Source organism: Brevibacillus sp. HB1.2, assembly GCF_013332495.1.
GTDB lineage: Bacteria > Bacillota > Bacilli > Brevibacillales > Brevibacillaceae > Brevibacillus > Brevibacillus porteri.
Genome location: NZ_JABMIU010000003.1, coordinates 46,524 through 72,889 on the forward strand (window position 1 = coordinate 46,524; position 26,366 = coordinate 72,889).

The 26,366-nt window shown below is 43.4% G+C and carries 26 protein-coding genes and 1 pseudogene; 19 read left to right on the forward strand and 8 right to left on the reverse strand.

Annotation, left to right across the window (positions count from 1 at the left end; all coding sequences use genetic code 11):
* Nucleotides 1-50 precede the first annotated feature (50 nt).
* The 9 genes and pseudogenes from HPY28_RS08315 (at nt 51) to HPY28_RS08350 (ending at nt 9,196) form a co-directional block, all read left to right on the forward strand.
* Nucleotides 51-794, forward strand: coding sequence for a metal ABC transporter ATP-binding protein (locus HPY28_RS08315; protein WP_017250861.1), 744 nt, complete (start codon nt 51-53; stop codon nt 792-794).
* Nucleotides 794-1,654 (forward strand): metal ABC transporter permease, encoded by an 861-nt coding sequence (locus HPY28_RS08320; protein ID WP_017250862.1) that lies wholly within the window; start codon nt 794-796, stop codon nt 1,652-1,654. The genes HPY28_RS08315 and HPY28_RS08320 overlap by 1 nt, the downstream gene beginning before the upstream one ends.
* A gap of 14 nt (nt 1,655-1,668) precedes the next feature.
* Complete coding sequence (locus HPY28_RS08325) at nt 1,669-2,613, forward strand: metal ABC transporter substrate-binding protein (RefSeq protein ID WP_017250863.1); 945 nt, start codon at nt 1,669-1,671, stop codon at nt 2,611-2,613.
* Nucleotides 2,614-2,773: 160 nt separating this feature from the next.
* The gene (locus HPY28_RS08330; protein WP_017250864.1) at nt 2,774-3,493 is read left to right on the forward strand and encodes a YebC/PmpR family DNA-binding transcriptional regulator; all 720 of its coding nucleotides are present in this window, start codon (nt 2,774-2,776) and stop codon (nt 3,491-3,493) included.
* 459 nt (nt 3,494-3,952) lie between these two features.
* A pseudogene (locus tag HPY28_RS30390) lies at nt 3,953-4,092 on the forward strand (IS3-like element ISBth8 family transposase); the annotation flags it as partial.
* 491 nt (nt 4,093-4,583) lie between these two features.
* On the forward strand, nt 4,584-6,038 hold the full coding sequence (locus HPY28_RS08335) for a metallophosphoesterase family protein (protein WP_174230388.1): 1,455 nt from the start codon (nt 4,584-4,586) through the stop codon (nt 6,036-6,038).
* A 3-nt stretch (nt 6,039-6,041) separates the two neighbouring features.
* Nucleotides 6,042-6,458, forward strand: a complete 417-nt coding sequence (locus HPY28_RS30395; RefSeq protein WP_254613085.1) for a hypothetical protein — start codon at nt 6,042-6,044, stop codon at nt 6,456-6,458.
* Nucleotides 6,455-8,203, forward strand: a complete 1,749-nt coding sequence (locus HPY28_RS08345; protein ID WP_174230389.1) for a DUF2326 domain-containing protein — start codon at nt 6,455-6,457, stop codon at nt 8,201-8,203. The genes HPY28_RS30395 and HPY28_RS08345 overlap by 4 nt, the downstream gene beginning before the upstream one ends.
* 243 nt (nt 8,204-8,446) lie before the next feature.
* Nucleotides 8,447-9,196 (forward strand): TIR domain-containing protein, encoded by a 750-nt coding sequence (locus tag HPY28_RS08350; RefSeq protein WP_254613086.1) that lies wholly within the window; start codon nt 8,447-8,449, stop codon nt 9,194-9,196.
* Between the two features lie 1,219 nt (nt 9,197-10,415).
* Here HPY28_RS08350 and HPY28_RS08355 read toward each other — a convergent pair.
* Nucleotides 10,416-11,354 (reverse strand): ABC transporter substrate-binding protein, encoded by a 939-nt coding sequence (locus HPY28_RS08355; RefSeq protein ID WP_174230390.1) that lies wholly within the window; start codon nt 11,352-11,354, stop codon nt 10,416-10,418.
* Between the two features lie 269 nt (nt 11,355-11,623).
* Nucleotides 11,624-12,106: a GyrI-like domain-containing protein gene (locus HPY28_RS08360; RefSeq protein ID WP_174230391.1), complete on the reverse strand. Its 483-nt coding sequence runs from the start codon at nt 12,104-12,106 to the stop codon at nt 11,624-11,626.
* 148 nt (nt 12,107-12,254) lie between these two features.
* Between HPY28_RS08360 and HPY28_RS08365 the strand changes: the two genes are divergently transcribed.
* From HPY28_RS08365 to HPY28_RS08375, 4 genes are all read left to right on the forward strand, one after another.
* Nucleotides 12,255-12,587 carry a PadR family transcriptional regulator gene (locus HPY28_RS08365; RefSeq protein WP_017250870.1) on the forward strand — a complete coding sequence of 111 codons (333 nt, stop codon included), beginning with the start codon at nt 12,255-12,257 and terminating at the stop codon, nt 12,585-12,587.
* Nucleotides 12,584-13,264, forward strand: coding sequence for a permease prefix domain 1-containing protein (locus HPY28_RS30400; protein WP_254613087.1), 681 nt, complete (start codon nt 12,584-12,586; stop codon nt 13,262-13,264). The genes HPY28_RS08365 and HPY28_RS30400 overlap by 4 nt, the downstream gene beginning before the upstream one ends.
* On the forward strand, nt 13,254-13,883 hold the full coding sequence (locus tag HPY28_RS30405) for an FtsW/RodA/SpoVE family cell cycle protein (RefSeq protein WP_254613088.1): 630 nt from the start codon (nt 13,254-13,256) through the stop codon (nt 13,881-13,883). Before HPY28_RS30400 ends, HPY28_RS30405 begins: the two co-directional genes overlap by 11 nt.
* Nucleotides 13,884-13,963: 80 nt before the next feature.
* Nucleotides 13,964-14,380, forward strand: a complete 417-nt coding sequence (locus HPY28_RS08375) for a VOC family protein (protein ID WP_017250872.1) — start codon at nt 13,964-13,966, stop codon at nt 14,378-14,380.
* Between the two features lie 73 nt (nt 14,381-14,453).
* On the opposite strand, the gene HPY28_RS08380 is transcribed toward HPY28_RS08375, so the two are convergent.
* Entirely contained in the window at nt 14,454-14,834 is a 381-nt protein-coding gene (locus HPY28_RS08380) for a VOC family protein (protein ID WP_174230587.1), read from the reverse strand.
* A gap of 159 nt (nt 14,835-14,993) precedes the next feature.
* On the opposite strand from HPY28_RS08380, the gene HPY28_RS08385 reads away from it, so the two are divergent.
* Nucleotides 14,994-16,724: an ABC transporter ATP-binding protein gene (locus HPY28_RS08385; protein ID WP_174230392.1), complete on the forward strand. Its 1,731-nt coding sequence runs from the start codon at nt 14,994-14,996 to the stop codon at nt 16,722-16,724.
* Between the two features lies 1 nt (nt 16,725).
* Nucleotides 16,726-18,567 (forward strand): ABC transporter ATP-binding protein, encoded by a 1,842-nt coding sequence (locus tag HPY28_RS08390; protein ID WP_174230393.1) that lies wholly within the window; start codon nt 16,726-16,728, stop codon nt 18,565-18,567.
* Nucleotides 18,568-18,624: 57 nt separating this feature from the next.
* Here HPY28_RS08390 and HPY28_RS08395 read toward each other — a convergent pair whose 3' ends face one another.
* The 3 genes from HPY28_RS08395 to HPY28_RS08405 form a co-directional block, all read right to left on the reverse strand.
* On the reverse strand, nt 18,625-19,362 hold the full coding sequence (locus tag HPY28_RS08395) for a class I SAM-dependent methyltransferase (RefSeq protein WP_017250876.1): 738 nt from the start codon (nt 19,360-19,362) through the stop codon (nt 18,625-18,627).
* Nucleotides 19,359-20,117 carry an MBL fold metallo-hydrolase gene (locus tag HPY28_RS08400; protein ID WP_174230394.1) on the reverse strand — a complete coding sequence of 253 codons (759 nt, stop codon included), beginning with the start codon at nt 20,115-20,117 and terminating at the stop codon, nt 19,359-19,361. The genes HPY28_RS08395 and HPY28_RS08400 overlap by 4 nt, the downstream gene beginning before the upstream one ends.
* A gap of 83 nt (nt 20,118-20,200) precedes the next feature.
* On the reverse strand, nt 20,201-20,467 hold the full coding sequence (locus tag HPY28_RS08405; protein ID WP_017250878.1) for a CD3324 family protein: 267 nt from the start codon (nt 20,465-20,467) through the stop codon (nt 20,201-20,203).
* 289 nt (nt 20,468-20,756) lie between these two features.
* Here HPY28_RS08405 and HPY28_RS08410 point away from each other — a divergent pair, with 289 nt between their 5' ends.
* A complete protein-coding gene (locus HPY28_RS08410) occupies nt 20,757-20,972 on the forward strand; it encodes a hypothetical protein (protein ID WP_017250880.1) in 216 nt (71 codons plus the stop codon).
* A gap of 86 nt (nt 20,973-21,058) precedes the next feature.
* On the forward strand, nt 21,059-21,889 hold the full coding sequence (locus HPY28_RS08415) for a prohibitin family protein (protein ID WP_017250881.1): 831 nt from the start codon (nt 21,059-21,061) through the stop codon (nt 21,887-21,889).
* 48 nt (nt 21,890-21,937) lie between these two features.
* Here the strand turns inward: HPY28_RS08415 and ahpF are convergent, their stop codons facing one another.
* Together ahpF and ahpC are read right to left on the reverse strand one after the other, a co-directional pair.
* Nucleotides 21,938-23,467 (reverse strand): alkyl hydroperoxide reductase subunit F, encoded by a 1,530-nt coding sequence (ahpF, locus tag HPY28_RS08420; RefSeq protein ID WP_017250882.1) that lies wholly within the window; start codon nt 23,465-23,467, stop codon nt 21,938-21,940.
* 13 nt (nt 23,468-23,480) lie between these two features.
* A complete protein-coding gene (gene ahpC / locus HPY28_RS08425; protein ID WP_007727513.1) occupies nt 23,481-24,044 on the reverse strand; it encodes an alkyl hydroperoxide reductase subunit C in 564 nt (187 codons plus the stop codon).
* A gap of 309 nt (nt 24,045-24,353) precedes the next feature.
* Between ahpC and HPY28_RS08430 the strand changes: the two genes are divergently transcribed.
* The gene (locus HPY28_RS08430) at nt 24,354-24,845 is read left to right on the forward strand and encodes a PH domain-containing protein (RefSeq protein WP_017250883.1); all 492 of its coding nucleotides are present in this window, start codon (nt 24,354-24,356) and stop codon (nt 24,843-24,845) included.
* A 2-nt stretch (nt 24,846-24,847) separates the two neighbouring features.
* Nucleotides 24,848-26,362 (forward strand): PH domain-containing protein, encoded by a 1,515-nt coding sequence (locus HPY28_RS08435; RefSeq protein WP_217438031.1) that lies wholly within the window; start codon nt 24,848-24,850, stop codon nt 26,360-26,362.
* The last annotated feature ends 4 nt before the right edge of the window (nt 26,363-26,366 follow it).

The window sequence follows — 26,366 nt, forward strand, 5'->3', positions numbered from 1 at the left end:
TCGGTTTTTGGACGGGAACATATAACGGGCTATTATTGGAGGGAAGAATTATGGAATTTGCTATCACGGTAAGGGACCTGCATGTCTCTTATTTTGGGAATGAAGTTGTTCGGGATGTTTCGTTTGAAGTTGAAGTAGGGAGCATGGTTGGAATCATCGGTCCAAACGGGGCAGGGAAGTCAACCCTGATCAAAGCGCTCTTGGACCTCATTCCGAGAGATAAGGGGAATGTACGGATTTTTGGGAAAGAGACAAATGAATTCCGGAAGAAAATTGCCTATGTACCACAGCGGAGCATGATTGATTGGACGTTTCCGATCACGGTCATGGATACAGTGCTGATCGGGACATACCCAAGTGTCGGACTGTTCAAATTTCCGAAAAAAAAGGAAAAAGTGTGGGCGTTGGAATGCTTGAGAAGAGTAGGGTTGGAGGATTTCCGCGACAGGCAAATCGGGGAGCTCTCCGGCGGGCAGCAACAGCGTGTCTTCCTTGCAAGGGCACTTGCGCAAAAACCGGAGCTACTGCTTCTGGACGAGCCGTTTGTGGGGATTGATGTGGCGAGCGAGGACACCATCATTCGCATTTTGAAAGAGCTGCAGTTTCAGGACAAAACGATTGTCGTCGTCCATCATGACTTGTCCAAAGCATATGCGTATTTTGATCAGCTTCTTCTAATGAATAAAGAATTGATCAAGTTCGGTACGGTCGATGAAGTGCTAAATCGAGAAGTCATGTCGAGAGCATATTCCTATCAACTACCATTTCTCGAAAAGACCGAGGTGCTTGCATAATGGATTTCTTGATGGCAATTGGACAGTATGAGTTTTTGCAAAAAGCATTGTTTACGTCCGTAGTGGTTGGGTTAATCTGCGGCGTCATTGGCAGCTTTATCATCTTGCGGGGGATGTCCTTGATGGGGGATGCCATCTCACACGCTGTTTTACCTGGGGTGGCCCTCTCCTATGCTTTTGGAATCAATTTCTTCGTGGGCGCTGTTTTAACGGGTGTACTCACCGCGGTTGGAATTGGCTACGTAAGCCAAAATAGCCGCATCAAGAACGACACAGCGATTGGGATTTTGTTCACGTCCGCCTTTGCGCTCGGGATCATCATGGTTACGATGCTGAAAAGCAGTACCGATCTGTATCACATTTTGTTCGGGAATGTATTGGCTGTACGTTCGTCAGACATGTGGGTGACGGTTGGCATCGGGATCGTCGTCATCGTGACCGTTTACGCTTTTTTCAAAGAACTGTTACTGACTTCGTTTGATCCGACTATTGCTGCTGCCTACGGCTTGCGTAACAACCTCATTCATTACTTGCTGATGACCTTGTTGACGATGGTAACGGTCGCTTCCTTGCAAACCGTAGGAATCGTGTTAGTCGTGGCCATGCTGATTACACCGGCTGCTACTGCTTATCTTTTGACGGACCGTTTGTCGATCATGATCTTTTTGGCTGGCGGTTTTGGGATGCTGTCTTCGGTTATCGGCCTTTATTTTAGCTTTACTTATAATTTGGCCTCTGGTGCCACGATTGTCGTGGTTGCAACTGTGTTATTCTTCCTGGCCTTTCTCTTCTCCCGAAAACACGGGGTGGTATGGAAATCAATCCGAGCCCGACAAAAACGAGTCGAGCTCTCAAAGTAAAGGAGAATATCGTAATGAAGAAATGGAATTTGTTTTTCGTTTTTCTAGTATCAACCGTATTAATGGCAGCGTGTGGTGCTCCGCAAAGTGCGAACGAGCCCACGAAATCAGATAGTGACAAGCTACAGGTCGTGACCACGTATTCCATCCTGTATGACATCGTAAAAAACGTTGGGGGAGATCGGGTAGAGATCCATAGTCTCGCTCCGATTGGTTCCAATCCACATGAATATGATCCACTGCCTGCTGACGTGCAAAAAACGACGGATGCAGACGCGGTTTTCTACAACGGCTTGAATCTGGAGGCGGGCAACTCTTGGTTCAATAATCTCATGAACACAGCAGGCAAATCAGGTCCGGATGCACCCGTGTTCCGACTCAGTGAGGGCGTAGCGGCTAAGCACTTGACAACCAAAGGCAAAGAGAGCGAAGAAGACCCGCACGCTTGGCTGGATGTACGCAATGGCATCAAGTATGCGGAGAATGCAAAAAATGCCTTGATCAAGGTGGACCCAGCGCACAAGGAAACGTATGAGCAAAACGCCAAGAAGTACATCGAACAGCTGACTGCTTTGCACGAGGACGCGGTTAAGCAATACAGCCAGATTCCGAAAGAACAGCGTATGCTTGTGACGAGCGAGGGAGCGTTCAAATATTTCAGCGAAGCTTACGATTTTGAAGCGGCATACATTTGGGAAATCAACTCGGAGAACCAAGGAACACCAGAGCAGGTCACACAGGTGGTCGATACGATCCGTGCGAAAAAAATCCCGGCCCTGTTCGTAGAGACGAGTATCGATCCGCGCAGCATGGAGATGGTATCGAATGAAACTGGTGTACCGATTGTCGGCAAAGTATTTACGGACTCTCTCGGAAAGCCGGGAGAAGATGGCGATACGTACATCAAAATGATGGAATGGAATATCAAGACGATTTACGAAGGATTGACCAAGAAGTAAGATTCGTAAAAGCAAAGCACAGCTCTCCTAATCAGGGGCTGTGCTTTTAAATTCTTCCACTGCTTAACATATTTCATAAGATTGAGGTATAATAGGCTAGTGTGTAAAAGGAATCCGGAGTAATCATATTTAATCTGCCATATTGAAAGAGAGTGGGATTATGGGTCGTAAGTGGAACAATATTAAAGAGAAGAAAGCTTCTAAAGACGCAAGCACCAGTCGTATTTACGCGAGGTTCGGAAAGGAAATTTACGTAGCGGCAAAGCAAGGCGAGCCGGACCCAGAGTCCAACCGTGCTCTGAAGGTCGTCCTGGAGCGTGCCAAAACATACAGCGTACCGAAAGCGATTATCGACCGCGCGATTGATAAAGCAAAGGGCGGCTCTGATGAAACGTTTAGCGATCTGCGCTATGAAGGCTTCGGGCCAAACGGTTCCATGATCATCGTGGATGCACTGACCAACAACGTAAACCGCACAGCTCCTGAAGTACGTGCCGCTTTCAACAAAAACGGCGGAAACATGGGCGTATCCGGTTCGGTTGCTTATATGTTTGACCCAACAGCGGTATTTGGCTTGGAAGGTAAAACCTCTGATGAAGTGCTGGAAATCTTAATGGAAGCGGATGTAGACGTGCGCGACATTTTGGATGAAGACGGTGCTGTCATTGTTTACGCAGATGCAGAACAGTTCCATGCTGTTCAAGAAGCACTCAAAAATGGTGGCGTTAATGAGTTTACCGTAGCTGAACTGACCATGCTGCCACAAAACGAAGTAACGCTGACAGAAGATGTACAAGCTCAATTCGAAAAGCTGATCGATGCTTTGGAAGACCTGGACGATGTGCAGCAGGTGTACCATAACGTTGATTTAGGTGAATAATGTTTTCAATGGAGAAGACCTTTGTTTTAGGACAAGGGTCTTTTTTATGTGGCTGCGTATTGGCTGCGGTGAAGAGAAGAATATCTCCAGTCTAGGCTCCAGGCTCCGTCCTGCTGGGGGCTAAGACTGTCCGCTCCGAAGGGATTCGCGGGGAAACGCAAAAGTGGTAGCCGCTTCGTAGCCCGGGCACGTTGCGTTTCTATTTCCCGCTCATCCCTTCTCCGCTCGGTAGGACTCCACAAGTCGCTACGTCTGGAAATATTCTTCTCCTGTCGGAACTGATACGATTCTCCAAGCTTTTAATATATTTAAAACCCGTTTAAACGGAAAGATCGTTGAGGAAACAGGAGAAATAAGTGAAGATCTTTGGGACACTTGGTATTATCCCCTTATGGTAGACAGTAAATAAAGAGTTCATGATACGATGGACTCAATACTGTTGACCGGAGGGGTTTTTTCATGCCACCCAAAAAAGGACAAGTCTTTTTGCGTTATAGCGATGAACTCAAGAAAGAAGCTGTTCGATTACGACTTGAAGAGCGGCTGACCTATGCGTAATTCGAGGAAGATTAGGGATTAAGGGTCATGCCCAAATTATCTAGGTGATTGTTATAAGGGGTTTCGTATCGGGAATATTGCCTGTAGGGAAAACGTTTTAAAGTGTATAAACTGTTCCAGCTAGATGTAATGTGTCTATGACTGTGAAGTACTCCCCTAGGTATCTTCGATCAGTATTAAGCTTCAACTTTAGCTACTATGTACAGATTGATTTTAATAAAGTTATGGACACTCCGATCCTGTGCATTATTACTTGGACTTGTGTCAGATGCGTTTCTTTCCTTGTATAACGAATGGAAAATGGAAAACAGGCAGTATTACTGCGGGAGAATGTATAAAGAGACTTGATTGATATGTAGCCTAATACTTTTTACAGACAGGTAATAGAGTATACAAGCAAAATGTTGATTCAGAACAGTTAAAAACATAGTTGTAAAATAAATCAATGAAAATTTATAAAAGAGGAATTTGAACTATTTTGTCGTATTTTCCAATCAAATGTAAAAAATTACACTAGGAAAAGATGGGATTTATGGAGATAAATTTTGTTCAGATTTCAGATTTACACCTTCACTTCAATAACTACGAGTCTGAAAAAATGCGTAAAGAGTTGTTGAAGTACCTTTCAGAAATGTCAAAAACAACGCAATTTGATTTTTTAGTTATTACAGGTGATATAACGCATAAAGGTTCAAGATTTAAGCAATCTATTAAAGACTATTTAGATGAAGTATTGGCATCGATCAATTTAACTAGAAAAAATGTATATATAGTCCCAGGTAATCACGATTTAAATAGAGATGAAACAAGAGGGCTTGTAATTGAAGGAATAAAATCTAATGGGGCTTCTTCTGATGAGCTTGATAAATCTCTCGGATCAACAAGTACAAATAAAGTTCTTTTAAAGAGCTTCAGTAACTTTTTTAAGTTTTATAAAGATTTCATAGGCGAAGATTATCCAAAAAAAGAGATACATTTTATTAAAGGCTCAGACAAATACAATATTGTTCATATTAATACTTGTTTAGTTGCTTACAAATCGAATGAGGAAGGCTCTTTACTTGTTGGAAAACAAAAATTATTGAAATGTTTAGATGAGCTTGATAATACATCAAATAAAATAAACATTGCTATTGGTCACCATACCTTAGGGTGTATGTTTCCAGTAGACAAAAATGCTATTCAATCAAACTTTGAAGATTATTGCATAGATATGTATCTATCTGGTCATGTTCATCAACCGGGATACCATATTGAAGCAAATGGTAATACTTCTATTCTGAATGTTGTTAGTGGGGCAGGATTACTTGACTCTTATGCAAATGGAGGGTTTGTGACTGCTAATGTAACTTTGGATACTGGGACGATTAATGTACGTTATCATTCTTGGAACCGAGATTCACATTATTGGACTATTAATAATAATGTAGGAAGAAAAGCTAGTACTGGGATTTTATCATTCCCTTTAGATAGAATAAAAAAACAAGATGTTACTACATCTCAAAACATAGTTGAAGAATATGACAATGAATTAAATGAGGACGAATTTAAGCAGTTTATTATTGATTTTCATCAACATCCTCAGAAAAAAGGAAATACATCAAAATACGAGACAAAGAAAGAGGAAATAGAACAAAAGTTTGAAAATATGAGGTGCAGTGAATCTTTTGAAAACCTGTTTCTTAGGTATGCCACGTATTTCTCAGCTATTGAAGAAATAATGAATACAACTTCATACATCGAGTCAGAGAAGAAAGAAATCTTATCTGAAATCATTATTGAAACGTACTTTGGGATACATAATAGTTACTCCACAGGTGATGAAATTTTTATAAATCTTGTTGACATAATCTTTAATAATACAATTAAAATGAGATTACCGTATACAGAGAACGAGACACGTAGATACATTAGGATACTTATTGCATGGTGTATTTATGATTGCGGTATCTTTAATGAAAAGAAGAATACAATAAAGGTGGTGTAGGGAATGGAGGCGCTTCCTGATTCTGCACCAAGGTATAATAAAATTCCATCCTTAAGGTATTTGAAATCTAATCAGACAAAGTTTATTACATCATTACTGGACAACATTGTAGATTTTAAATCTGCTTTATTAGAAAAAAGGGAGCAGTTGGATATGGAGTATATAATTTCTGAACATGATTACTTCTTAGTTTCAAAGCATCAGATCGTTGAAGAAAATATACTTTACACTTCGAAAGTGCTTTTTGAGCTACTGGAAAAAGAACTTCATGTAGATGAATTGTTCTTGCTTTATGCCCAAAAAAGAAATATTACCCTCAACTTAAATATTGAAAGAACTTTATATTTAGCATTAACACTGCTTTTTTCAATGAATCTAGTATTAAATAATCAAAATATGTTAAAGAGGAACCCACTATGATTCTAAAAAAATTGTATATCTACAGTCTCAAGCAAGAAAAAATACTTAAACAATACGATTTTAATGAATATGGTGTTAACATCATTCTTGGTGAAAAGCGGTCAAAAGAGGATGAAACAAACGGTGTTGGTAAAACTACAATGGTTGATTGCATCGAGATGTTACTAGGTAAGACAATGAATAAAATATATGAGCAGAATGAAACATTAATTGTCGAAAACGTTATGTTAATTCTTCAAATCGAAGCAAGTAAAAATACCGCGTATTTTGCTAGATTGTTCAATATGCCCAAGAAGGGATTTAGTTTAACAAATAGTATATTATCTTTTGATTTAGCAGATTGGAAAACCCATACTCTCACCGAGTATAAGCAAATCATTCATGATTTAGTATTTAAAGATGAATATTGTGATTTTTCATTTTCAGCACTAAGAGAATACATTATAAGGGACGAAAAAAAGGGATTTAATGATATAACTTTAATTGGAAGAAATGCAACTAATAATTACGCATATCTGGCGTATCTATTTGGGCTTCCACATAATTCAGAATCTGAAATTAATAATATAAAAAAAGAAATTGATGAGTATAAGCAACAGATTAAACTTATCGAAAATATCGGTGTACAAATTAATAATTTGAAAATCAAGGAAGAAGAGCTTAAATCTGAAATAAATAGTATAAAAGCTTCGATTAATACGTTTGATATGTCAGGACAATATAATAAACAAACCATTAAATATTCTGACATTAAAACTAAGCTAAATAATATTCAAAAACAAATTTTTGAGGCAGAACATATCTGTAAACAATACAAAAAAAATATTGAAAACTTAACGATTAAAACTAAAGATATTAAAGAATTGAAGGATGTAAAACCTTTTTATCAACAATTACTTGGATATTTTCCAGATAACATTAGTAAAAATTACAAAGAAGTTGAAGAGTTCTATGAGTTTATGGTTGAAAATCGCGGCAAATATTTCAATGATAAAATTGAAAAACTTCAGCTACAAATAATAGATTTAACACATGAAAAAGCAACACTGGAAAATGAATTAAAGTATGCTAGTGAGTTAATAGTTAATAATGATTTTGTTGAAGATATTACTTCCACAATGAGGGAGCTTGAAAGTAAGCAGTTAGAACTTGCGGAAGTAAAAGTAAGAATTTCGGAATACAACAGAAAAAATAGTATTAATGAAAAAATTAATATGCTAGAAGCTGAAAAGCTCAGAGTTACAGCTATTAGAAACGATGAATTTGCTTCATTTGAAGAACAAAGAGATTACTTAAATATTGTTTTTAATCAACTAACGGCTGAGACATATAATCAAGCAGGTGTATTGAATTTTGAATACGAAAACTCAGCAAGAAGTAACATGCCAACTGGTAGAATAAAAATAAACTGCTCTATACCTGATGAAAACTCACATGGTAGGCTATATATGAAAATAAATATGTTCGATTTGACTTGGTTTTTATACAGAGTTGAACAGAGACGGGCTATTAATTTTTTGATACATGATGGTTCATATTCAAAACCTGATGTAGTAGTTAAACCTAAATTACTTGAGTATGTTAACTTTTTATTGAGTGATTTCAAATTTGGTCAGTACTTTGTAACAATTAATATTGATGAATTGTTAGACGAAGATATAAAGAAGCTTACTGATAGTAATTTGATAGTAGCCAAGTTGGATAGAAGCAAAGATGAAAATAGGTTTTTAGGTATTAGATTTTGAGAGGATTACACCTCTCTTTTTCTTTTTTAAATTACAAATACTTCTGTATTTTACATGTCTTTTGCTAGGTATAATTTTCAGTATCTTTTGTTAGGTCATCATTTCCACACTGCATTTTTGGAAGTTTTGATGAGCGCTTACATTCACATGTATTTGTGTGGTAAAGAGGACTAAAAACTTGTTCTCCAAAATGCTCCCAAAGTATAATAAGATAATGGAAAATTGTTCTAGGGGGTGAATCCTTTGATTAAGAATATAGATGTGGCGGTATTTCAGTTGAAAAAAATGCTTCAAGATATCAGAGGATACAAAGGAGAATGGAAGAAGTCTGACATTTTTAATAAATATGTCTCTGATATGAATAAGTGGGCAAAAGATTTAGGGTTAGTAGAGTTTAAGTTTGAGGATTTTCATTATTCATACACTGGTAAAACAATCAATGAAAATGGTTATGAGTCCCTTATGAATCATATTGCCATTTTGGAAAGTATGTTACCTTCTATATCCACTACGGGACAAAATACCCAATCAAGTTCAAAATCACAAGGCAACGATTCGAAAAAGGTTTTTGTAGTTCACGGTAGGGATAGAACTGCATTACTTGAAACAGAGAGTTTATTAAGAAGGATAGGTTTGGAGCCTGTGGTACTACATCGAATGGCAAACAACGGGATGACACTGATTGAAAAGTTCGAAAAGTGCTCTGATGTAAAGTATGCGGTTGTTTTACTTACTCCCGATGATATAGGTGCACTAAACGAGGACTATCCTAATTATAGGTTTAGAGCAAGACAAAACGTGATATTTGAATTGGGCTTCTTCTATGGGAAACTGGGACGTTCTAAAGTGTGTTGTATTTATAAGTCAAATGTAGAATTACCCTCAGACATCAATGGTGTAGCCTACCTACCTTATAATCAATCGGTCGAAGAAATCGAAATGGCGTTACTAAAGGAACTTAAGGCAGCTAATTTGCAGTTCCAAGCATTTTAGCAAGTAATTGAGACAGACGATAGTAATATGAAGTCAGCGTGATACACAAGTCAGAAGGCTTTTAATATCAAAGTATGAAAACACCATTTGTTTGGTGTTTTTTGTCTTTCTTTCTGTATTTGAATTGAATAATGTATACTAAAACTGTGTGATAAAGAAACGAGAGACTTTTGGAGTAACAACAGTCTTTAGGCTAGGCTAAAAGCCAATAAATGCAGTTATACGCATCCCCGTAGCTCAGCAGGATAGAGCAACGGTTTCCTAAACTGTAGCTCGGAGATGGGTAATACAATGGCATTAGACTTACAAGGTAGATACCACGCCACTTTTTCAATTATTACTTGCTATGATTGTATGTATATTGGGAAGCAGGTCAAAAATGGTGGCGTTGATTTAGGTGAAGAATGTTTTCAATGGAGGAGACCTTTGTTAAGAACAGAGGTCTTTTTTTATGTTGCTGTGGTGAAGAGAAGAATATTTCCAGTCTAGGCTCCAGGCTCCGTCCTGCTGGGGGCTAAGACTGTCCGCTCCGAAGGGATTCGCGGGGAAACGCAAAAGTGGTAGCCGCTTCGTCGCGTGGGCACGTTGAGTTTCTTTTGCCCGCAAATCCCTTCTCCGCTCGGTAGGACTCCACAAGTCGCTATGTCTGGAAATATTCTTCTCTGTCGTGACAGATGAGGTTCTTTATTCTTTTAAGGATTTAAAAAAATGGATAACACGGAAAGCTCGTAGAGGAAACAGGAGAAATAAGCGAAGATCTTTGGTACACCGACCGAGGCTCCATGAAAAAAAGCGAAACAAGCTTTTAGCGTCCACCTCTGAGACACCTCTTGAATGGACGACTTTGGACGCGGGTTTCGCTTTTTTTCATGGAGCCGGGCAGCTTACGCTACCCTGGGGGTGGGACAAGAAGCTGAGCGTTTTCTCCTGTTTCCTCCCCACCACTACAACTCGACAAACGGGTTTTTAAAAAATAAAACCGCCTCCATAAAGGAGACGGCATATATCGAGCTCGTTAGTTTTGAGGTGTTACCGATCATCACGTGCGACGCATCTACCTCCAGTATGAAGTTAGAAGCTTAAAGCAGTGTGCGGTTTTCCTTACTCACTAGGTGATCGTGTAAATCATCCATGGCACATCGCCTCCGTAAAGGACTACAGCCTGATTGAGAACACACCACCGAGCTCGATGAGTATAGTATGAGCAAAGCTCATCTTTTTATTCACTCATTTTTAGCATCTGTTTTCGAATTGCATTTAAAAACGATTGGTTGCTGTAGGCAGTGCCACCAGCCAATCCTGGTTCAACTGCATTCATATACATTTGATCCGCTTTGACTGCGCTTAGGTTTTTCCATGCAGGCTGCTCTTGCAACTGCTTAAAAGCGGGCTGGTCTTCTTTGTTGACCATCACAAACAAGAAGTTGGGATCTTCTTTTGCCAAAGCATCTATTGAGAGCGCGGTACGCTCCTGCACATTCGCGACGACATCTGGGACAGGCAGAGCCAAGTCCGTATATAACAGGTAATTGTACCGTTCATCCTTCGGATAGACGTAGAAGGAGCCTTCTTGGAACCACAGCGTCAGCACTTTCTTTTCTGGAAGGGCGGCGAGCTTGTCGCGGAGGTCCTGTGCGTTTAGCTTCACTTTACCTACAAAAGTATCCAAATTGGCATCTTTTCCACGAACATCAGCGAGCAGACGCAAGTTTTCTTGCCAATGAGCTCCGTTCGTAGAGACGGGAATCACGGATGCAGCAGTTTGCAATTTGGCCACGTCTTCCTTGGAGGTCTTGTCGGTTGTCATGATGACGTCAGGTTCGAGGGCAACCAGCTCACCTAGATGATCTGCAATATTATAAGGGAGATGCTTGGCATTTCTGATCATGGCTTGATATTCCGCAGGGAACTTTCCGTTTTTATCCATGGTTGCTGCGACGGGCGGAATTCCCAGCAAGAAAGAATCTTCATACGAAGCAGGGAAGCCTACGAAAACAATATCTTTGGTTCTGGCCGGAATGGTATAAGTGTTGCCCAAGTAATTAATCGATCTGGTCGGTTTCGATGCCGCTGAATCGCCCGTTTGTCCACCATTGCCGCAGGCTGACAGGACGAGGAGCAAAGCGGCAATCGGGATAGCTAGTAGCCGTTTATACATACAGGTCACTCCGTTCTTACTTCTTGTGTTATCAGGAAAGTAGCAGGACTCATGTAAATTATAGGCTACCCGATCCATCCGTCGCTGTTGCATTCCTGAACATTTTCAAACATTCTGCTGTAACCTTTTTCCTGTTCAAGACACTAATTTATTATCACGATACCCCGCTTTATATGGTAGATGCCTGATAGGAGAGTGGGTGCGTAGTTAATAACATCGTAACAACAGAAAAACCAGGGAGCGGATTCCCTGGTTTTTCGCTATGTCTCTTATTTGAAGAGCGGAACGTAAATATCAATCTCATTGTCTTCTTGCTCTGGCTTGTAGCGCTCGTCCCAATACTCAAAATCAAATCCGGCATAATCATATCCCGATTCGCTGAGCCAAGATCCGTAAAGAAAATCATATGTTTCGCCTAAGTTTGTCTCAGGTCCCTTGTGTGTTACTTTTGCAAATGTCCCTGCAGGAATCATGTGACTGACCATCCCTTCAGGAATATCGGCGAGGCTGGAAACTGCGACGCCAATTAGGGTGGTAAAAGGATCAACGGCTGCATCGAAGTCATCTTTGTCAGGATAGATTTGGATTAGGTATTCGCCCTTACCAACCTGATTGTGAATCTCGCTTTTTCTAGCTCGCAAAGCTTCAGTCGTACTAGCGGAGTGTTTCTGTTCCAAGTCTTCTGTCACATTCGCCGTAAAAGTAAAACCAATTACGTGTGTTTCCTCGCGGGAGAGAACAGTTGGCTCCATGGAAAAACGTCCTTTCATTTAAAAAATAGGGATCATAATAAACATAGAGAAAAAAGTTGATAATGACAAGATTTGGATGATAGAATCATATGCATAGATTTATGATGTATTGTTAATCTAGGTATTTGCGATTAAATCGGGAGGCACTATGAAAATCAATAAGGAACTCTTAAAGGGCAGTACCGTGATTTTAATCTTGACGATGCTGGATCGAAAGGAAATGTACGGCTATGAAATCGCGAAAGCCATCGAGAAGGAGTCAAATGGTCTGTTTACGCTAAAAGAAGGGACGTTGTATCCGATCTTGCATGCACTCGAAGCGGAGCTTTATGTGGAAGCGTATTGGGATGAGAAGGATGGGAGGAAGCGTAAATACTATCGGATTACGGCAGAAGGTCGCGGGCAATTGAAGGAGAAAAAGCTCGAGTGGCATACGTTCCGCGATGGGATTGATCGGGTGTTAGGAGAGGGAAGAGCATGAAGCAGACGAATACACATCCACTGATCGCAGATTACCTCGATCAAGTATGTCGACATGTGCGGGCAACGGAAATGCATCGCAGAATTCGGGATGAGCTGGAAAGTCACTTGCTTGATTTGATGGATGAGCAGATGGAAGAGGGTGTGGAAGAGGAGGAAGCGGTACGGCAAGCCATTTTGCAAATGGGCGATTCTGCTGCGGTCGGGAAGCAGCTGCATCAGATTCATAAGCCCAAAGTGGAGTGGAGGCTTCTGATGTATGTGGTGGCTTTTCTGGCTGTTGGGCTTTTCACGATGTATGGAACTCCGGTCAATTACTTTGAGTACAAGCTGGACACGTATTGGCTCTCAGCCCTATTGGGTATCGGGGTGATGCTTGTGGTGGCTTTTACAGACTATCGTAAGCTATTGCGGTATTCGTTGCATGTATACGTGCTGACTGTAGGCGTTTTCCTATTTGTTTTTTTGTATGAATACACAGTTTATGAAAGGGTGATAGTGCATTTCAACCGATTCGGAATTTTTGATTTTGGAACGATTTCCATGTATTTGTTTCTCATAAGCGTCGCAGGAATGCTACTTACTAGGGTCTGGCGTTTCCGGAGCACTGCTTCTAAGCTGATTTGTTTTTCTGCCCACTATATTTTTGCTGATGACGCAACAGTATTTGAATCTTAAGCTTTACTTATTTGGTTTTGTTGTACTCTTGATGTACACGAAGACAGTTAAGAAAGAAAAGCTCCCCCTTTACATCACGTCTGTTGGTGCTTATCTGGTTGCCTTGTTATTGGATTACCATACTTTTGATAAGTTGTTGGACTGGATGCAACCGATGAAAGATCCTGAAGGAGGCGGTTATTTTTATCTCCTAGTGATGGAGACAATTCGCTCGGCAGGTTTTTGGGGAAAGGGCTTCGGTGCGCCTTTACAATTTCCTCAGATAGACTCAGATTTCAAGTTCACGTATTTAATCCATAGCTATGGCTGGATTGCTGGACTCTTGATCTTGTTAGCCGTTACCTTGTTTATGATGAGGCTGGTTCGGGTCGTCAAGGAAGTGGACGAGCCTTATGGCAAACATCTCATTGTCAGTATCGTTCCTTTATTCTCTGTGTACTTTTTCTGGCCACTGCTGATGTCAACAGGCATGCTGCCAATCGCACAACTTGAAATTCCTTTTCTCAGCTATAGCAGAATAGGAACTGCTTTGGCTCATTTCGCCGTCCTCGGTCTCGTCCTGAGTGTCCATCGGCATAGAAACTCAATCGGAAAGCCACATACCTACATGGCAAAATAGCAATCCATAAGAAGCCTCGTGCAATCAGAAATGCTAGGATATAGACATCAAGGAAAAACAAACCCGAGGAGGAAGTACACATGGCATTGCAATCCAAACAGATTTTCGTCAATTTACCGGTGAAGGACCTAAACAAATCGATCGACTTCTTTACAGCAATCGGCTATGAATTTAACCCGCAATTTACGGATCAAAATGCAGCATGCCTGGTGATCAGCGAAAACATTTTTGCCATGCTGCTCGTCGAAGAGTTTTTCCAAACGTTTACGAAAAAAGAGTTAACGGATGCAACAAGAAGTACAGAAGTGATTGTAGCGTTGTCGGCGGACAGCAGAGCGCAAGTCGATGAGATCGTAAATAAAGCATTAAACGCGGGGGCAACTCCATCGAAAGACCCGGTTGACCACGGCTTCATGTACAGCTGGAGCTTTCAAGATTTGGACGGACATCTGTGGGAGTTCTTGTATATGGATCAAGGCGCTGTTCCACAGGAATAAAAGACCGAGTAAACGAAATGAGGGCAAAAAGCAGGGGATCGAAAAAGTGATTCCAGCTTTTTGCCCTTTTTTGTCAGTACTGGCACATTCCAAGCGGATTCCCGTCTGGGTCAAAAAACGTCAGCACCTTCGTAGACCCAAATTCATCAATCGGCGTTACCATCACTCCACGCTCTGTTATTAGTTGATGTGCAGCCTCAATGTTCACGGAAAGAAAATTATAGTATTTGCCGACACCAAAACGATTTTCCGGAAATGACATTGGCTGATGGTTCTCTACGCGGACGAGACAGATCACGGTATTTGATTCATCAGAAATCCGCATGGTGACTGCTTCCTCTTCCACAAACAAAGGTCTGCACCCAAGCTTTTCTTCATACCATTTTGCAGACGCACGCGGGTCCGTCACAGGTATAAAAATCCCTTCTATGCCTTTTAACAGTGATTGAGCCATCATTTCATCTCCCATTTGATCAAAAATCTATCACCTAACATTTTCGCCGACGATGCTAGGAAAAACCTGTAAGCCCCACACTTTCATTTTGACAATCACTCGTGACATTTCGCTAGCTAAGCGTTATCTTGTACGTAAGAACACAGATGGGGTGAACGGATGCGCTTCTACACAACATACATAAAAAAATACGGCGTAGTCGCCGGGATTTCCATGTTTTTCTTAGCTTTGGAGGCGGTATGTGATCTTTTGCAGCCGACGATCCTATCACACATTTTCGATACGGGTGTAGCAAACCGGGATATGGACTACGTGCTCAAGACAGGCGGGCTGATGCTGCTCGTAACGGCGTTGGGGGCTGTTGCTGCATCGATCCGAAATGTGCTAGCTACATACGTCTCTCAAAACTTTGGTGCGCAGCTGCGCGCAGATTTATTTTCAAAAGTTCAAACCTTATCCTTTGAAAACTTAAACAAGTTCGACAGAGCCTCGCTCGTGACACGCCTGACCAATGACGTCAATCAAGTGCAGATGTTTGTAAACGGCATGATGCGAATATTCGTCAAAGCACCGTTGATGTGCATTGGCGGGTTGTTTATGGCAACCCAATTGAACGTAGATTTGGCTGTGATTCTCGCAATTGTCGTACCCATTGTGGGATTGTTTATTTTCTTGAATATGAAAATTGGTTTTCCTTTTTTCCTGAAGGTACAGCAAGCGCTCGACCGAGTGAATGGTGCGATGCGCGAGTATTTATCTGGCGTACGAGTTGTTAAGGCATTCAATCGCTTTGATTTTGAGCGTGGCAAGTTTACACGGGCAAACGAAGAGCTGCAATCCAAATCGGTATCGGCTACGCGAGTGATGTCCATCTTCAGTCCCGCGATCATGCTGACGATGAACCTCGGAATTGTCGCGGTCCTCTGGCTTGGGGGGCTTGGCGTAGAACAAGGAAGCATCGAAGTCGGACATATCATCGCGTTTACGAACTACATGACGCAAATCCTGTTTTCACTCATGATGATTTCCTTGGTATTTAACATGTTTGTGCGGGCCAAAGCATCGGCAGGACGTATTGGAGAAGTATTTGCTGAGGAAAACCAAATGAGCTGGAAAGAAGAACAACCTCACGAGCTTCCAGGCAAAAAGGGGCGCATTGACTTCGAAGAGGTCAGCTTCTCCTATGATGGAGAAGGCGGTCAGCCAGTACTCAAGCAGATTTCGTTTACTTGTCTGCCTGGGGAGACCGTCGGGATTATCGGGTCGACAGGCGCTGGAAAAAGCAGTTTGGTTGGCTTGATTCCACGGTTTTATGATGTTACGGAAGGAACGATTCGGGTTGATGGCATGGATGTACGAGACATCGAACCCAAGCGATTACGTGAAAAAATGGCGATCGTACCGCAAAAAACGATGCTGTTTACAGGCACGGTGATGGAAAACATTCGTTGGGGCAAGGCAGAGGCGACCCATGAGGAGGTCGAGCAAGCGGCACGTATGGCGCAGGCTCACGAGTTTATCTCCACCACTCCTGAAGGCTATGAGACACGCGTAGGGCAGGGAGGAGTCAACTTCTCTGGTGGACAGAAGCAGCGTATTTCCATAGCCAGAGCCTTGGTGAAAAAGCCGGACATCCTCATTCTCGACGACAGTACAAGTGCGGTAGATGTGGCGACAGAAGGGAAGATTAAGGATGCACTTCGAGCCTATGCGGCTGGCCTTACCTGCATCTTGATCGCACAGCGGATCACGTCTGTCATGGATGCGGATAAAATCATCGTGCTCGACAATGGGGAAGTCGTGGGCATCGGTACGCATGACGAGTTGATGACCTCTTGTCAGGTCTATCAGGAAATCTTTCAGTCACAAATCGGTCGGGAGGTGAAGTAAGGTGAGTCAACAGAAACAACAACCTGTCTTTTCACCGAGACCTGGACGAGGCTTTGGACATGGTGCTGCCAGAGGTCCAGTGAGTAAGCCCAAGAATTTTTCGGCTACGCTAAAAAGGCTCTGGCAAGCTTTTGGCAAAGAAAAAAAGCTGCTGCCGATTGTATTTGTCATTGTTTTTGTCGATGGACTACTCATGCTGTCTGCGCCTTATTTGATCGGAAAGTCGATTGATACGATGACAGGTGGCGAGGAAGCTCTTAGCTTTTTGTCTATCATCATTCTTGCCCTGCTCGGCTCCTACATCTTGGATGGGGCACTGACGTTTTTGCAAAGCTGGTTGATGGCAGGCATCTCGCAACGGATCGTCACGAATCTGAGGCAAGCCCTTTTTGACAAGCTGCAAAAGCTGCCGATTGCTTATTTCGATGCGCGTACGCACGGGGAGTTAATGAGCAGGCTCACGAATGATATCGACAACGTCAGCAACTCGATCTCTCAATCCACAACGCAGTTGATGTCAGGCGGGATCGTGATCCTCGGTTCGCTGGTGATGATGCTCGTCTTGTCTCCGATCCTGACACTCGCATGCCTGATCACGGTGCCACTCGTGTTCCTGCTCACACGCTCGATTGCCAAACGAACGAGTGTACTGTTCAAAGATCAGCAGATGGAACTGGGCAAGCTAAACGGGCATATTGAAGAGACGATTTCAGGCATTCAGGTGGTGCAGGCCTTCAATTATGAGCAAAAGGCCATTGAGGACTTTACGACGATCAATGACCGGCTCTGCAAGATCGGGATGAAGGCACAGGTATGGACAGGCTTTCTCATGCCGATCATGAACGTGATTAACAACCTCGGCTTTGCCATGGTAGCGATCGTCGGAGGTGTACTCGCTGTAAAAGGACTGATCACAGTAGGTGTGATTGCGAGCTTTCTCAGCTATTCCCGACAGTTTGTCCGCCCGCTGAACGACCTCGCGAACATTTTCAATGTGCTTCAATCCGGTGTTGCTGGGGCGGAGCGGGTGTTTGAGGTATTGGATGAACAAGAGGAGCCATTGGATTCTCCGGGTGCTACTGTGCTTGCACAGCCCAAGGGTCACGTCGTGTTTGATCAGGTCAGCTTTGGCTATCGTCCGGATCAACCGATTTTGAAAAATATTAGCTTCGAGGCACAGGCGGGGAATACCATCGCGTTAGTCGGACCGACGGGTGCAGGCAAGACCACCATCGTGAATTTGCTCACGCGGTTTTATGATGTGACCTCGGGTACGATTTATTTGGACGGAAAAGACATTCGAGAGTATTCGCGGGACAGCTTGCGGTGCAGCTTTGGCTTTGTTTTGCAGGATACGTACTTGTTCTCGGGTACCATCAAGGAAAATATTATGTACGGCAAGCCCGATGCGACAGATACGGAGGTAGTCGCCGCTGCGAAAATGGCGAATGCGGACGTGTTCATCAATCGGCTGCCGATGCGTTATGATACGATGCTGACGGAAAATGGGGGCAACCTGAGTCAGGGACAACGCCAGCTTTTGGCGATTGCCCGTGTAATACTCGCCAAGCCGTCGCTGCTCATACTCGACGAGGCGACTAGCAGCATTGACACTCGGACAGAGCTGAATATCCAAGATGCGCTCCTCACCATTATGGAGGGACGTACGAGCTTTGTGATTGCGCATAGGCTGAATACCATTCGGGATGCCGACACGATTATGGTCGTGGATCGGGGAGAGATCGTGGAAAAAGGCAGTCACGATGAACTCATCGAGCAGAAAGGTACCTATTATCAATTGTTTTACAACCAGTTTAAAAATCTAGAGGCTGCTGGGGAATAACAGAGCACTCCGTCCAAACACGGAAATGACGTGGAGGACGGGGTGCTTTTTTATCGGTTAGGATGCTCGTTTGCTGGCGGCGATCAACAAGAAGATCGGCCGACGGAGTTCGTCTCGCATCCCGGGTATATCCAGCATTTCTTCAGGAGGGCCAGGTTCAGCGACTTTTGTTAGGCGAAATCCGGCAGCAAGGAGATCGTTCATATAGCTCGAAACCGTTCGGTGGTACTTGACGACTTCATGATCCAGAAAGATGGTTTGCCGGATGCCTTCCTGCTGATAGTTGTCCACTGGCCAGTGCATGCGCTCGCCCCTGGGTCCGTAATGCCAGTCCTGTTCAGCTAGAGCAGTGAAGACGGGATGCTCCACGGAGAAAACGAAGGAACCTCCAGGAGCAAGACAGTGATAAACACGTTGGCAAAGCAAGTCAAAGCGCTCCACATAATGGATGGCCAAGGAGCTGATGACGACGTCGAATGCCTCTGGAGCAAAATCGATGTCTTCAATCGGAAGACGCAGATACTCGATGGCGGGATCAGTTGTCGTCTCTCTGGCACGAGCCAGCATTTTTTCGGAAAGGTCCACACCTACAACGGAGCGGGCCTGTTGCTCACGCGCATATCGGCAGTGCCAGCCGAAGCCACAGCCAAGATCGAGGACCTTTTTCTCGCGAAGGGAAGGCAGTAGCTCCCGAAACGCGTGCCATTCTCCCGCGGCGTTCAGTCCCTCAATCGAACGAGCCATTTGACTGTATGTGGTGAAAAAGCCTTGCTCATCGTATTTGTTCTGTTTCATCCGTTCAAAACCTCCTGGGGCGGGTCGTAGGCTTGGAGTAGTTCCCGCAGCGCTTGCTTGACGTCCCCTTGAAACGATCCACCGTGATAGCAAATCAACTGCTCGATGTCATATTCGAGTAAGTGGCGGACAGAGCGAATCGCTTCCTGCATATCCAGCGTATAGGACGGATTGGCGATTTCGAGTCTACCGTTTTCGATGACAACAGCATCTCCGGCAATCAGCGTTTTGCTTGCGATCAAATACAACGAAATATGTCCCGGCATATGTCCAGGTGTGTGAATGATCTTGATGCCGCCACACCAAGGTAGACGTTCGTGATTCGTTACGGTTCGATCAACCGCAGTGGGCTCGATGGACTGCAAAAAGCGAATCAATTCCTCAGCGTGCTGCTTTTCACCCGACGACAGATGGTCCAGTGTTGCTTGCGCCTGTTCCAATCGCAAAGATGTCTTTTGTCCAGCGATGTACGGTGCTTCGGATTCGTAGGCGATGATTTCAAGGTGGGGATAGGTTCTTTTTAACGCTGCCAAAGAACCGATGTGATCCATATCGTGATGCGTCACAATGACCTTCGTAAGGTCGTCGAGCGTAAGCTGTTGCTTGTGTGCAGCCTCCTGAAGCAGTGGCAAAAAGTCTGGATAACCACAGTCCACAAGGATCATTTCATGCTCATCCTGCAGTAGCACAGGGGTAATGATCTGTGCAGATCCATTGTACATAAACGAAATGTCGAGAAAGTGAATCTGGTTCATACGTTGTTCCTCCTGACTGACTGATCTTACAAAGGAGTGTAACGCAATTGGGAAACAGACACACGGTCGACCTTTTCTCTGTCTCATTTATGTCCACGAATAATGCGCCGAATACTGTGTTCGGTCAAGTAATGTTTCCGGGCGAGCATTTTGACAGAAGCCCCTTCGTGATAGGCTTGCCAAATAGCCTGATTACGCTCGTTTAGCCATTGCTTTGTGTCTGTAGAGGCGCCCCATTGTCGTTTGTTTTCGTGGTGGATCGGGATGTATAAGTAACTTCCTTGTACGTAATGCTGAATTTGCCGCAGTAGATCGTCTGGCAATAGGTCTTGTGCATTTTTGTATTTCATGTGCTTTGCTCCTGTCTATATAGCGTGATGTGCGTATATAGATGAGCAAAGAGATCCTCAACTCAATATGTGGAAAGGCTCTGAACCAAGAGAAAGCGGAACTCTTTGCTCAGAGCCGCATTCGGCTCTTCGTACATAAGGGTCTAGCATATGAATCATCTCCCTTCTTATTCTCTATAGTAGGGAGAAAAGGGAGTTCCTTCAATAAACATCTTTTCCTTGCTTGCGAAAGAAAGGGTAAGATGAGAGGGATGCGTAGATTTGTTTTTCGGATAGGGGATGAGAAAAAATGAGTCTTGGCGGCTTTCAGAGCGGCTTTTCCGCCCGCAAGGTACCACGTTCGGAAGTGCGGTGGGGACAGTTTTTAATATGCGATCACGGGTGTGAGGAAGTCATCCAATTGATTTCGCATGTATCTGGTGAAGTCGAATTTGAGCTATGCAAAATCGAGGCAGAGCGCATGGCGCATGTTCTGTTAGAAGCTTCGAAAGCAGAGCGCTTATGACATGTATTTTTCATAAATTTCTTGAAACTTACAGCCCACTCTCTCGTATACATGAATGAGCATGTATAGATAGAGGGAGGACGAGTATGAGCGACAAAAATGTTGTAAAAATGAGTCCCTTTCAAGCAGGTGGAAAGCTGATCGCAACGATTGTAATACTGGTTGCGTTGGTCTTGCTTGGCACGCAATCTTTTACGATTATTTCCGCAGGGCATAGTGGGGTTGTGCTGCAACTGGGAGCAGTACAGCCAAAAGTGCTGCAAGAAGGCATGCATTTTAAAATTCCGTTTATCCAAACCGTGGTGCCGATGGAAGTGCGGGTTCAAAAATCAGAAATGAGCCAGACTTCCGCTTCACGTGACTTGCAAACCGTCTCTACGACAATTGCTGTTAACCATCATTTGGATGCAGAAAATGTCAATAAACTGTATCAGCAAGTGGGATTGGAGTATACTAGCCGAATTGTTGATCCTGCCATTGCCGAATCATTTAAAGCCGTGACCGCTCAATACACAGCAGAAGAACTGGTATCCAAGCGCTCCGAGGTCAGCCAAAAGGTAAAAGAAGTCTTGCATACAAAGCTGTCGAATTATAACATCATCCTCGACGAAATCAATATTCGCGAGTTTACTTTCAGTGATGAATTCAACCGCGCCATTGAATCCAAGCAGGTGGCCGAGCAGCAAGCGCTCAAATCGAAGCTCGATTTGGAGCGGATCAAGATCGAGAAAGAGCAAGAAATCACGAGAGCAGAAGCACAGGCACAAGCGCTGCGTCTGCAAAAGCAAGAGGTTACGCCAGAGCTGATTCAGCTCAGACAGATTGAGGCCCAACTCGAAGCCATCCGCAAATGGGATGGAAAGCTGCCGAACGTAACAGGTGGAGCTACTCCGTTTATCAACGTGGGTACACCATAATCGAATAAATAAACAAAGCCACTCCCTTGAAGAGGAGTGGCTTTGTTATTAGTTGCGGATGAGATAGTCAAAAGCTCCCAAAGCCGCAGTAGCACCAGATCCCATCGAAATGATGATCTGTTTATAAGCACTGTTCGTGCAATCACCGGCAGCAAAAACACCAGGGATGTTTGTAGAACCATGGCTGTCTACCACGATCTCACCAAAGCGAGTGCGCTCAATCGTGTCGCCCAACCAATCTGTATTCGGTACCAGACCGATCTGTACAAACACACCTTGCAATTCAATGTGCTTGGTTTCACCTGTCTCCCGTTCGATGTAAGAAATACCGTTTACTTTATCCGTACCCGTAATTTCTTTGGTTTGAACGTTTTTGAGTACAGTGACATTTGGCAGACTGTAAAGACGATCTTGCAATACCGCGTCAGCTTTCAGCTCTGGCGAGAATTCCAGAACCGTTACATGTTTCACAATACCTGCGAGATCAATCGCTGCTTCCACACCTGAATTACCGCCGCCAACAACGGCAACATCTTTGCCTATGAACAAAGGACCATCGCAGTGAGGGCAATACGCTACACCCTTGTTCTTGAACTCTGCTTCACCTGGTACACCCAGATTCCGCCAACGAGCACCTGTCGATAAGATGACTGTCTTACTCTTCAGAACAGCGCCGTTTTCAAGTTCAATTTCGATTAAATCCTTCTTCTCTAAACGCTTGGCACGTTGCAGCTTCATGACATCAATGCCATACTCTTTTACTTGTTTCTCCAAGTTGGCTGCGAGCTGAGGACCTTCAATGTATTTCACACTGATGAAGTTCTCAATGCCCAATGTGTCATTGACTTGCCCGCCAAGGCGTTCAGCAACAAGACCAGTACGAATCCCTTTGCGTGCTGCATAAATCGCCGCACTAGCACCTGCTGGGCCACCGCCGACAACAAGCACATCATAAGGGTCTTTATTGTCAAACTCAGATGCGTCTGGAGCAGAACCCAGCTTGGCGAGAATTTCTTCCACTGTCATACGACCGCTTTCGAAAAATTCACCATTGAGGAAAACGCTTGGCACAGCCATCACGTTTTTGCTCTCTACCTCGTCCTTGAATACGGCACCGTCAATCATTGTATGAGTAATACCAGGATTGAAGATACTCATCAAGTTCAGAGCTTGGACAACATCTGGACAATTGTGGCAACTCAAGCTGATGTAAGTTTCGAACTTATATTCACCATGAAGTTCTTTGATTTGATCAATGACACTTTGCTCGACCTTTGGAGCTCTACCGCTAACTTGCAAGAGAGCCAATACCAAGGAAGTAAATTCGTGACCAAGTGGAGTACCAGCAAAAACGACGCCAGTATCTTCACCGACACGGTTTACGCTAAAGCTAGGTGTGCGAGTTAATGCTGCTTTCTCCACACTGATCTTCAAAGACATGCTGGCTAACTCATCAATCAGTGCAAGCATCTCAGAAGATGCCTCATCGGTGCCTGCACTGACTTTGAGTACAATATCGCCTTCCAAGAGCTCGAGATATTGTTCTAGTTGCGCTTTGATTTCTTGGTCAAGGGCCATTTTATATCACACCTTAAATTTTGCCTACGAGATCAAGGCTTGGTTTCAGTGTTTTGCCACCTTCTTGCCATTTTGCTGGGCAAACTTCACCTGGATTGTTGCGAACATATTGTGCTGCTTTGATTTTGTTGATCAGAGCACTTGCATCACGGCCAATGCCACCTGCAGTAATCTCAACAGCTTGAACGACACCGTCTGGGTCGATGATGAATGTACCGCGATCTGCCAGACCTTCAGCTTCGATCAATACATCGAAGTTGCGGGAGATAACATGGGAAGGATCGCCGATCATGATGTATTCTACTTTACCGATTGCTTCAGAGCTGGAGTGCCATGCTTTATGAGTGAAGTGAGTATCTGTAGAAACGGAGTATACTTCAACACCGAGTTCTTTCAAAGTTGCATATTGGTTTTGCAGATCTTCGAGTTCAGTAGGGCAAACGAAAGTAAAGTCTGCTGGGTAGAAGCAAACTACGCTCCATTGACCTTTGAAGTTTGCTTCTGTTACTTCGAGGAATTTACCTTTTTGGAATGCTTGTGCTTTAAAAGGCAATACTTCAGTTCCGATGAGTGACATAGTGTTAGCTCCTTTATATGTTTTTTTGTATAGTACATATTCAGGACATGCGTAACGAGGCATGCTTGAATATAATTTACAATGATTATTATTTAATAAATGATTCAGTAAGTCAAGTTTTTTATAATGATTATAATGTGATAATTTTTACAAGCCGTTTTCTCCATTATTTAGTATGATTCGAACGGCATAAGAGTATTCGTTTGCTGTATGAAAAATTGACGAATCGTCCGTAGAAACCGGGCGGATTGTTTTACGTATGAATTAAAGAGCGAATTGAGAGCGTAATAAACATACAGGAGTGATGATATGCCATCTCCAATTAGCGCACCGCAAAAATGCTTGTCCAAGGATGCGTTCAAAGTACAACTGATTACTGAGGGGATTACGGCAGTGATCGGGTTGGTTATTTTGGCCGTCCTTTATTATCTAGATGATCGTTTTGCCTGGAAGGAATGGATTGGATGGAGTCTGCACGGATTGCTCGTGATCGGTGTGATCGCGATGATTTGGTCTTTTGTCGAACCGTATTTTTTATATAAAAGCTGGCGGTATGATATCGACGAAGATTTCTTGCAATTGAAATTCGGGGTGATCACAGAGAGACATTTCCTTGTCCCTATGACGAAAATCCAAGCAGTTTCAACGAAGCAAGGACCGATTTTACGAAAGTACGGATTGTACACCATCTCGATAAAAACAATGGGGTCCTCGCACGAAATTCCGGGACTGCCGGGGGATGTCGCTTCTCAATTAAGAGAACAGATTGCACACTACGCCAAATTAAAGGAAGTGGAGTAGTGATGGAAGCAAAACGATACCATCTACTAAATATCCTTTTTGATCTCATCACCCAAGTAAAGCATCTGTTTTTTCCTGCGTTGATTCTGTTTGTGTTCAATCGTGATTCGACGAACGCATTCATTACGTACGGGAGAATTGTGTTTTACATCTATGTAGTAGGGATGCTGGTCTATCTGGTTTTGAAATGGTTTTCGTACAAATATAGGCTGGATGATACGGCTTTCCATCTTTACCAAGGAATTTTTACAAAGACAAAGCAAACGATCCCCTTTGCCAAAATCCAAAACGTCAATCGACATACGACGTTGCTGCACCGGATTTTCAAGGTGACTTCCATTCGATTTGAGACAGGGATGGTTGGGGATGATTCTACCGTGGAATTCGCGGTGATTTCTTTCAACGAAGCGGATCGACTGGAGGCTTACACGAAACAGGCAGTGCGAGTAGAGAAAGAGCCTGAAGCGGAAGGGAAAGAAGGAGACGCGACCTCTTTGGAGGAAATCGGTACGCCGTATCCTACTCCTGAGCGAATCATTCACTTTACGCCAACGAAAAAAGAGATTATCAAGGCTTCCTTCACTTCTCTCAGCTTCCTCGGGATGATTACGTTACTGGTATGGGCGTATTTCAAACTCACCGAATATATCGACGTGGAGGAGCAGGTAGTAGGTATTTATTCGCTTATTACGAGCTCGTGGACATTGATTACGCTGACAGCCGTTGGACTTCTCGTCCTATCCATCGTATTCGGTATGGTCACGACTTACATTCGTTACGGAAAATATGAGATATCGTCGGATCATGAGCGAATTTACATTGCCAAAGGAGTTATCGAAGAAACAGCTTTTTCGATCGCAAAAGAAAGAGTGCAAGCGATTAAAATCAAACAATCCTTGCTAAAGCGCATGCTGGGTCTCGCCGAAGTCAAGCTGACGGTTGTCGGCGGGGATAGTGATTCGGAGAAAGATAAACAGGATGTCAGCTCACTCTATCCATTTTTACCGGTAAAACGTGCGTATGAGATGATCTCAGAAATATTGCCTGCGTATGAAGTGACGGAAGAAATGACGAGTCTCCCAATCAAATCGTTATGGATTCGCTTGGTCAGATCATGCTGGATTTGGATGATAGGAACAGGTGCGCTTTCCTATTTCAAGCCGAATATTTTGGGATGGGAGCAAGCATGGTGGATCATATCCATTGCGTTGACACTGTTCGTTCTGGTCTTCGAGGTCATTGAATTCTACAACACGCGATACACCTTGAATGATCACTTCATCCAGTTCCAAACAGGGAGCTTAACCACAACGTTATTTGTCTCCAAACGAGAAAAGATTATTGAGGTCAACGTCAAAAGAGACCTTCTTCAAAAGCAGTTAGGTCTCGCTTCTATCAAAACGGTCAATCGCGCCAAACCAGTGAGTCATAAAGGGGTAACAGATGTGCCGATTGAGTTGGCGGAAGGGTTTTATCAGTGGTATATGGGACGTAGAAAAGAGATTAAAGTAGAGTAGAAGA

Excerpts from the sequence above, each read along its gene's own strand:
- HPY28_RS08395 (WP_017250876.1), bottom strand. The coding sequence starts at position 19,362 with ATGAAACAGAACAAATACGATGAGCAAGGCTTTTTCACCACATACAGT.
- HPY28_RS08345 (WP_174230389.1), top strand. The coding sequence starts at position 6,455 with ATGATTCTAAAAAAATTGTATATCTACAGTCTCAAGCAAGAAAAAATA.
- HPY28_RS08360 (WP_174230391.1), bottom strand. The coding sequence starts at position 12,106 with ATGGAGCCAACTGTTCTCTCCCGCGAGGAAACACACGTAATTGGTTTT.
- HPY28_RS08380 (WP_174230587.1), bottom strand. The coding sequence starts at position 14,834 with ATGGCTCAATCACTGTTAAAAGGCATAGAAGGGATTTTTATACCTGTG.
- ahpF (WP_017250882.1), bottom strand. The coding sequence starts at position 23,467 with ATGGCCCTTGACCAAGAAATCAAAGCGCAACTAGAACAATATCTCGAG.
- HPY28_RS08430 (WP_017250883.1), top strand. The coding sequence starts at position 24,354 with ATGCCATCTCCAATTAGCGCACCGCAAAAATGCTTGTCCAAGGATGCG.
- HPY28_RS30400 (WP_254613087.1), top strand. The coding sequence starts at position 12,584 with ATGAAGCAGACGAATACACATCCACTGATCGCAGATTACCTCGATCAA.
- HPY28_RS08375 (WP_017250872.1), top strand. The coding sequence starts at position 13,964 with ATGGCATTGCAATCCAAACAGATTTTCGTCAATTTACCGGTGAAGGAC.
- HPY28_RS08355 (WP_174230390.1), bottom strand. The coding sequence starts at position 11,354 with ATGTATAAACGGCTACTAGCTATCCCGATTGCCGCTTTGCTCCTCGTC.
- HPY28_RS08415 (WP_017250881.1), top strand. The coding sequence starts at position 21,059 with ATGAGCGACAAAAATGTTGTAAAAATGAGTCCCTTTCAAGCAGGTGGA.
- HPY28_RS08330 (WP_017250864.1), top strand. The coding sequence starts at position 2,774 with ATGGGTCGTAAGTGGAACAATATTAAAGAGAAGAAAGCTTCTAAAGAC.
- HPY28_RS08400 (WP_174230394.1), bottom strand. The coding sequence starts at position 20,117 with ATGAACCAGATTCACTTTCTCGACATTTCGTTTATGTACAATGGATCT.
- HPY28_RS08365 (WP_017250870.1), top strand. The coding sequence starts at position 12,255 with ATGAAAATCAATAAGGAACTCTTAAAGGGCAGTACCGTGATTTTAATC.
- ahpC (WP_007727513.1), bottom strand. The coding sequence starts at position 24,044 with ATGTCACTCATCGGAACTGAAGTATTGCCTTTTAAAGCACAAGCATTC.
- HPY28_RS08315 (WP_017250861.1), top strand. The coding sequence starts at position 51 with ATGGAATTTGCTATCACGGTAAGGGACCTGCATGTCTCTTATTTTGGG.
- HPY28_RS30395 (WP_254613085.1), top strand. The coding sequence starts at position 6,042 with ATGGAGGCGCTTCCTGATTCTGCACCAAGGTATAATAAAATTCCATCC.
- HPY28_RS08385 (WP_174230392.1), top strand. The coding sequence starts at position 14,994 with ATGCGCTTCTACACAACATACATAAAAAAATACGGCGTAGTCGCCGGG.
- HPY28_RS08435 (WP_217438031.1), top strand. The coding sequence starts at position 24,848 with ATGGAAGCAAAACGATACCATCTACTAAATATCCTTTTTGATCTCATC.
- HPY28_RS08320 (WP_017250862.1), top strand. The coding sequence starts at position 794 with ATGGATTTCTTGATGGCAATTGGACAGTATGAGTTTTTGCAAAAAGCA.
- HPY28_RS08335 (WP_174230388.1), top strand. The coding sequence starts at position 4,584 with ATGGAGATAAATTTTGTTCAGATTTCAGATTTACACCTTCACTTCAAT.
- HPY28_RS08405 (WP_017250878.1), bottom strand. The coding sequence starts at position 20,467 with ATGAAATACAAAAATGCACAAGACCTATTGCCAGACGATCTACTGCGG.
- HPY28_RS08325 (WP_017250863.1), top strand. The coding sequence starts at position 1,669 with ATGAAGAAATGGAATTTGTTTTTCGTTTTTCTAGTATCAACCGTATTA.
- HPY28_RS08410 (WP_017250880.1), top strand. The coding sequence starts at position 20,757 with ATGAGTCTTGGCGGCTTTCAGAGCGGCTTTTCCGCCCGCAAGGTACCA.